The sequence below is a fragment of the Mesorhizobium sp. Root695 genome, from assembly GCF_001428185.1.
Classification (GTDB): domain Bacteria; phylum Pseudomonadota; class Alphaproteobacteria; order Rhizobiales; family Rhizobiaceae; genus Mesorhizobium.
In genome coordinates this window covers 200,785-207,447 of sequence record NZ_LMHO01000004.1, presented here as the reverse complement: position 1 = coordinate 207,447, position 6,663 = coordinate 200,785, and the positions used below count along the sequence as shown (strand labels likewise).

5 protein-coding genes are annotated in these 6,663 nt (G+C 62.3%); all 5 read right to left on the bottom strand.

All coding sequences use genetic code 11. From position 1 onward, the window contains the following. Positions 1-181 precede the first annotated feature (181 nt). The 5 genes from hemH to ASD99_RS06805 all read right to left on the bottom strand — a co-directional run bounded on the left by hemH (position 182) and on the right by ASD99_RS06805 (position 6,650). Positions 182-1,246 carry a ferrochelatase gene (gene hemH, locus ASD99_RS06825; RefSeq protein ID WP_056582727.1) on the bottom strand — a complete coding sequence of 355 codons (1,065 nt, stop codon included), beginning with the start codon at positions 1,244-1,246 and terminating at the stop codon, positions 182-184. A gap of 157 nt (positions 1,247-1,403) precedes the next feature. Then, the gene (locus tag ASD99_RS06820) at positions 1,404-3,425 is read right to left on the bottom strand and encodes a bifunctional metallophosphatase/5'-nucleotidase (RefSeq protein ID WP_057143088.1); all 2,022 of its coding nucleotides are present in this window, start codon (positions 3,423-3,425) and stop codon (positions 1,404-1,406) included. 189 nt (positions 3,426-3,614) lie between these two features. After that, on the bottom strand, positions 3,615-3,995 hold the full coding sequence (locus ASD99_RS06815) for a hypothetical protein (RefSeq protein WP_056582723.1): 381 nt from the start codon (positions 3,993-3,995) through the stop codon (positions 3,615-3,617). A gap of 85 nt (positions 3,996-4,080) precedes the next feature. Beyond that, positions 4,081-5,526: a homospermidine synthase gene (locus ASD99_RS06810; RefSeq protein WP_056582721.1), complete on the bottom strand. Its 1,446-nt coding sequence runs from the start codon at positions 5,524-5,526 to the stop codon at positions 4,081-4,083. A gap of 233 nt (positions 5,527-5,759) precedes the next feature. Continuing rightward, the gene (locus tag ASD99_RS06805) at positions 5,760-6,650 is read right to left on the bottom strand and encodes a substrate-binding domain-containing protein (RefSeq protein WP_244497643.1); all 891 of its coding nucleotides are present in this window, start codon (positions 6,648-6,650) and stop codon (positions 5,760-5,762) included. Positions 6,651-6,663 lie beyond the last annotated feature (13 nt).

The window sequence follows — 6,663 nt, the reverse complement described above, 5'->3', positions numbered from 1 at the left end:
GGCGATTCACATCGACCACGTTCTCACATCCCGACAGGAGCAGCCGCCCTCAGTTAGGCTCGACCGAGACCCCAATCACCCCATCTGTTGAAAAACTGTTTTGTTCACGGAACGTATCGGAATCAAACCCGGCACAGGTCAGAGTCAAAACGGGTATCTCTGAGACTTCTTCAACAACCTGCTAGGCCCAGCCGGACAGTTCGCGCCGCACCATTGCCTCGATCACCGCCATGCCTTCGGCGCTGTCGTTGAGGCAAGGGATATGGGCGAAGTTCTTGCCGCCGGCATGATGGAAGGTTTCGGCCGCTTCGCGGCCAATCTCGTCCAGCGTCTCGATGCAGTCGACGGAAAAACCGGGATTGACGATTGCGATCGACTTCACCCCGCCCTGCGCGAGTTTCTCGACCGTCTTGTCGGTGTAGGGCTGCAGCCATTCCTGGGCGCCGAAGCGCGACTGAAAGGTGATGATCAGTTTCTTGTCATCCCAGCCAAGCCGTTCGCGCAACAATCGCGTCGTCTTCTGGCAGTGGCAATGATAGGGATCGCCCTTCTCGAAATAGGGCTTTGGAATGCCGTGATAGGAGGTGATGACCACCTCCGGTTCGAAATCCAGCGTCGCGAGATTCTGCTCGATCGAACGTGCCAGCGCTTCGATGTAGACCGGTTCGTCATAGTAGGGCGGCACGCTGCGGATGGCCGGGGCGCGGCGCATCTTCATCAAGGCGCGAAACAGCTGATCGTTGGCGGTTGCCGTGGTGGTCGCCGAATATTGCGGATAGAGCGGGAACGAAAGAATGCGGTCGCAACCCTGGGCGACCAGGCCTTTGGCGACGCTTTCGGTCGAAGGGTTGCCATAGCGCATCGCCCAGTCGACGACGACATCAGGCAGGTCGCGCAGTGCTTCGGCCAGTTTTTCGCCTTGTGCGCGGGTATAGGTGCGCAAAGGCGACTCGTTCTTCTCCCGGTTCCAGATGCGGGCGTAGTTGGCGCCCGACTTCTTCGGCCGCGTGGTGAGCACCAGGCCATAGAGGATCGGATACCAGATCGCCCTGTTGAGCTCGATGACGCGCGGATCGGACAGGAATTCACGCAGATACCGCCACATCGGCTTGAAGTCGGTGCCGTCAGGCGTGCCGAGATTGACCAGCATGACGCCGATCTTGCCAGCCTTGACCGGCGGATGTCCGGCGGGCAACGGGCCGAGCGCCTTCGCGGCCTTGGCGTCGACAGGGGTGGAAAGCGTCATAGAAGTTCTCCTGACACCACGCGAAACCAGCGATGTCGCGGCGAAACTAGCGATGCGGCGCCAGTTTTCAATGCCGCGTCTGGCCGCACCTTACCCGGAAAACAGAAAACCCGCCCGGTTTCCCGGACGGTGTTCTGGTCGCAGACGCGAAGCGAGGTTATTTCGGCGGGATGGTCAGCGTTGCGCCGACCGGAAGCCGGCGCGGCTCGTAGCCCTTGTTGGCCTCTGAGATCACCTTCCATTTGGTGCCGTCGCCATAGGCCTTCTTGGCCAAGTCCCAATAGGTATCGCCGGCGACGATCACATGGCTGGCTTCGGTCGGCGAGGCCTCGGCTGGTTTTGCCGGCTCGGCAGGTGCTGGCGCAGGAGCCGGGGCAGCTTCAACCGGTTTTGCGGGTTCAGCCGGTGCCGGCGCGGCCGGCGGTGCCTCTGTGGATACGGCCGGCGGTGTGTTGGCGATATCGCCCGAGTTGGCCGGCAATTCAGGCATTGCCGGCGCTGTATCGGCGGGCTTGGCGGCTTCAGCTGGTGCCGGAGTTGCCGGCGCAGCGGGCGCCGCGGCGACGGTCGCTGCGATTTCAGTGATGCGGCCGTCGAGCTTCGGCGTGTAGGGCCGGTGGGCGCCGAGGTAGTCGGCAACCACCTGTTCGAGACCCGGACCGTAGTCGTAGGCGTTCTTCGCCTTGTCGGCGAAGACCTTGTAGCCGTCGCCGCCTTGGCGGACATAATTGTTGGTGGCGACCAGATAGTCCTTGTCCGGGTTGAGCGGCGTCCAGGCGCCGCCTTCCATGACCTGCACCGACTTGACGCGGCCGGCGTTGGGCGCGACGGATTTGTCGAAGGAATATTTCAGGCCGGCGACCTGCGGGAAGCGTCCGGCGCCGTCCTCGACCTGGCTGAGGCCGCTCTCGAGGCCAGCCACCAGGTCCTTGCCGGAAATCTGGAAGGTTGCCAGCGTGTTCTGGAACGGCAGCACGGTCAGCACCTCGCCCATGGTGACGGTGCCCTTGTCGATCGAGGCGCGCAGGCCGCCGCCATTGGAGATGACGATCTCGACGCCCTGTCCCTTGACGCGGTCGAGGATGGCGTCGGAGACGAGGTTGCCCATCGCGCATTCGCGGGTGCGGCAGCTCTCGCGGCTGCCGTCGATCACGTCGGAGGTTTCCGCCACTTCCTTGTTCTTCAGCGCCTCGATCGGCGCACCAAGCTCCTTGATGCGGGCGAGCACTGCCGGATCGGGCGTGATCGACTTGTCGAGATAGATCGGGTCGCCGCTGGCCGATTTGACGACGCCATTGTCGTCGAACACCACCTTGAATTCGCCGAGATATTTCGAATAGGACGCCGCCTGCACGACCGGCACCTTGTAGCCGCCCGGGTTGTCGACCATCGTCGGGTAGGGGCCTTCAGCCTTGGGGTCGGTGTTCGACAGCAGCGAATGGCTGTGGCCGCCGACGACGACATCGATGCCCGGGATCTTGGCAATGACGTCGCGCTCGCGCTTGTAGCCGATATGGGTCACGGCGATGATCTTGTTGACGCCTTCGCCCTTCAGCTTCTCGACTTCAGCGGTGATCGACTTGACGTCGTCCTCGATTGTGACGTTGGGGCCGGGGGAGGCGAGTTCCGGCGTGTCGTTGGTGATCGCGCCGACGATGCCGATCTTCTGGCCGCCGACCTCGACGACGATCGACGGCTTGACGCGGTCGCCGAGCTTGGATTGCGCGTTGGCCTTCACATTGGCGCCCAGCACCGGGAACTTGATCATGTCGAGGAACGGTGCCAAGGCCACTTCGCCGTCGTCGAATTCATGGTTGCCGAGCGCCATGGCGTCGAACTTCATTTCGTTGAGGAATTCGCCTTCGACCTTGCCCTTGTAAGTGGTGTAGAACAGCGAGCCTTGGAAATTGTCGCCGGCGCTGAGCAGCAGCACGTTCTGGCCTTCCAGCTTCTTGCGCTCCTGGGCGATCGCGGTGATCAGCCGGCCCGCGCCGCCGATGCACTCGCCCTTGGTCTCCTCGTCAGCCGAGCAGGTCGATTCATATTTGTTGTTGCCCTCGATGCGGCTGTGCCAGTCGTTGATATGCAGGATGTTCAGCGTGTAGTCGGCAAAGGATGCGCCGGCCGACAGACCGAGGGTTGAGGCGGACAGGGCGGCAATGGCAGCAAGCTTCTTCATCTTCGTCTCCCGGAAAGCTGATCAGAGGCCTTTAACGCTCTTGCTTGACTGGAACATAACAGTCGGCGCTTTGGCCATGTTCCCATCGCGTTCCGGATGACGCAAGCGGAAATCCGGGAACCTTTGCCGGCATAAAAAAGGACGGCGGCCAGTCGGCCGCCGTCCTTGGGGAAGCGAATGCTCGCTGGGTCAGGCGCGCCGTGTCAGCACGAAATTCTGGCCGCTGGAGCTGGTACAGTTGAGCTGGCTTGTCGAAACCATCAGGCAGTTGAAGCTAACCGCGGTCTGGCGGATCAGCGACGTGCCGTTGATCTGCACCGATGTGGCGCCGGTCATCGTGTAGCTGCCATCGGCAAGCTTCTGACCGGTGTCGGTGGCGACGGTTGTGAAGGTGCCACCGGCGAAGGTCGACAGGCCGGTGCCCTTGGCGTCGATCCAGGAACCCTCGACGCCTTTCGGCGCCGCTGCCATCGGCGGCTCATTCGGGCCACTGGTCGTACAAGCAGCAAGCCCGGCCAAGGTTGCCGCCGCTACGCTCATCGAAAGAACTTTGCGCGCAATGTTGTTCATATGAAAATCCTCTCCTCAGTCCGCATCCCTTCAATCGCCCGATTTCCGGGCGATTGCAAGGCAGTGAGGCATGTAGGCGGGGCCGCTATCGGACGAGGATGTTGCGGAACTGCCACGGGTCGTTGCGGTCGAGGTCTTCCGGGAACAGGCCGGGGCGGTTATCGAGCGGCGTCCAGTCGGTATAGTAGCCCTTGACCGGCCCGAGATACTGGGACTGCACTTCCAGGCAGCGCCTGTAATCCATCTCGTCGGCCTCGACGATGCCGGCCTCGGGATTTTCCAGCGCCCAGACCATGCCCGAGAGCACAGCCGAGGTGACCTGCATGCCGGTGGCGTTCTGGTAGGGCGCCAGCTTGCGCGCCTCAGCGAGCGACAGCTGCGAGCCGTACCAGTAGGCGTTCTTGTCATGGCCGTAGAGCAGCACTCCCAGTTCATCGACGCCGTCGACCAACTCGTTCTCGTCGAGCACGTGGTGCACCGGCTGAGGCTTGCCGGCGGCGCCAAACATCTCGTCCAGGGACAGCACCGCATCGTTGCAGGGATGGTAGGCATAATGGCAGGTCGGGCGGTAGTGCACCTTGCCCTTCTTGGAGCGCACGGTGAAGAAGTCGGCGATCGAGATCGCCTCGTTGTGCGTGACCAGGAAGCCGTACTGCGCGCCGGGCGTCGGGCACCATGAGCGCACGCGCGTGTTGGCGCCGGGCTGCTCCAGATAGATGGCGGCGTTCGAACCGTGCTTGTGCTTCTTGGCGTTCTTGGGCATCCACGTCTCATGCGTGCCCCACCCGAGTTCGGCGGGCTGCAGACCCTCGGAGATGAAACCCTCGACCGACCAGGTGTTCCAGAACACCTCCATCGGCTTCGGTTTCTTGGCGCGCTGGGTGTCGCGTTCGGCGATGTGGATACCCTTGACGCCAGCCTTCTTCATCAGCTTGGCCCAGCCCTCGCGGTCTTCCTGCGCCGGCTCCGAAAACTCGAGGCCAAGATCGGTGGCGAGGTTGACCAGCGCCTGCTTGACGAACCACGAGACCATGCCGGGATTGGCGCCGCAGGTGGAGACCGCGGTCACACCACCGGGCTTGTCGTGCTTTTCCTTGAGCAGCGACTCGCGCAGCGCGTAGTTGGTGCGGCTGGCGTTGTCAGCCTTGGCGTCGAAATAGAAGCCGAGCCATGGTTCGACGACGGTGTCGATGTAGAGCACGCCGAGCTTGCGGCAGAGCCGCATCAGATCCACCGAGCCGGTATCGACCGATAGGTTGATGCAAAAACCCTGGCCGCCGCCATTGCTCAGAAGCGGCGTCAAGAGCTTCTTGAAGTTCTTCTCGGTCACCGCTTCCTGGACGAAGGCGATGCCGCGCTCGTCGAGCAGCTTGCGGTCGGTGTCGCGCGGGTCGATGACCGTCATGCGCGACTTGTCGAACTTGAAATGGCGTTCGATCAGCGGCAGCGTTCCCCGGCCGATCGAACCGAAGCCGATCATCACGACAGGGCCGGTGATTTCACCGTAAACGGGCCAGTTTTCATTCGCCATTTTATCGAGCACTCCTTCAAAACCCAGGAAACTGGGAAAACACGCGCAAAACCGGGGATTTTTGCCCGGCGGCCATGCGCTACATCACAGATCATTGTCATAAACCAGCGAAAAGCGCCAACCGCGGCTACGCTGCGTTGGCTACGTGGTTAAGGCCGAAACCGTGGATGAGTGGCTCTATCCGAGCCGGAGCTAGCTCATTCGCCAAGCGCAAGCGACGCGCCCCCGCCCGTTCAACGGATTTTTGCCCTCGGCGCGGCTGTGGACGCCCGAACCACCAATTCCACGGGCAGAACGACTTGGCGGGGCGGTTGATTGTCAAGAACCATGCGGGCGGCGAGCCTGCCTTTTCCGATCACGTCTTGCGCAACAGTCGTCAGCGGAGGTGTGGTGCGCGCGGATTCGGCAGTGCCATCGAAGCCAATGACCGACACGTGGCCCGGCACCTCTATGCCGCGGCAAACCGCCTCGTCGAGTATTGTGATCGCCTGCCAATCCGACATGGTCAGGATCGCGGTTGCTTCAGGCACATTGTCGAATACCACCGCTCCAGCAGACGGATCGCCGGGCGTCGTCTCGATGATCGGGACATCGTCGATCGACAAGTTCGCCTCCGCCAAACCTTGTTTGAAGCCGTCGAGCCTTTCGTCGTCGAGCGAGAAGCCGGCTAGAAGCGGCCGCTTCGCCAGTCCGGGCATATGGACGATCGGAGGGCCGGAAGTCCGGCGCACGGACAGGATGGCAAAATGTCGGTGTCCCAGCCCGGTCAGATGCCGGACGGCCGCAATCGCGCCACTCCTGCCGTCGATCTTTATCGAATTGATGTCGGGACCTGCGTCATTTTCGAGAATGACGAAGGGCAGGCGCCGTCGTTGTGCCGATGTTATGAGACCGATGTCCCCGCTGTGACCAAGGATGAAGCCGTCAACGAGGGCCTCGCGGATGCTGGCGAAGCGGGTATTGTCGGTGCCGTTTACAAGGCTGAGCGTCGTTCCGGCCTCGTCGCAGGCGAGCGAAACGCCCAGTACCAGCTCGCGGCCATAGGGACTTCTCATCACCTCGGCGATGGCGTAGGCGCCAGGTGGCATGAACCCGATGGCATTGAACTTGCCGTCCCGCAGCAATCGTCCTTTCGGG

Coding starts and splice junctions, on each gene's coding strand:
- hemH (WP_056582727.1), bottom strand. CDS start 1,246: ATGACGCTTTCCACCCCTGTCGACGCCAAGGCCGCGAAGGCGCTCGGC.
- ASD99_RS06820 (WP_057143088.1), bottom strand. CDS start 3,425: ATGAAGAAGCTTGCTGCCATTGCCGCCCTGTCCGCCTCAACCCTCGGT.
- ASD99_RS06815 (WP_056582723.1), bottom strand. CDS start 3,995: ATGAACAACATTGCGCGCAAAGTTCTTTCGATGAGCGTAGCGGCGGCA.
- ASD99_RS06810 (WP_056582721.1), bottom strand. CDS start 5,526: ATGGCGAATGAAAACTGGCCCGTTTACGGTGAAATCACCGGCCCTGTC.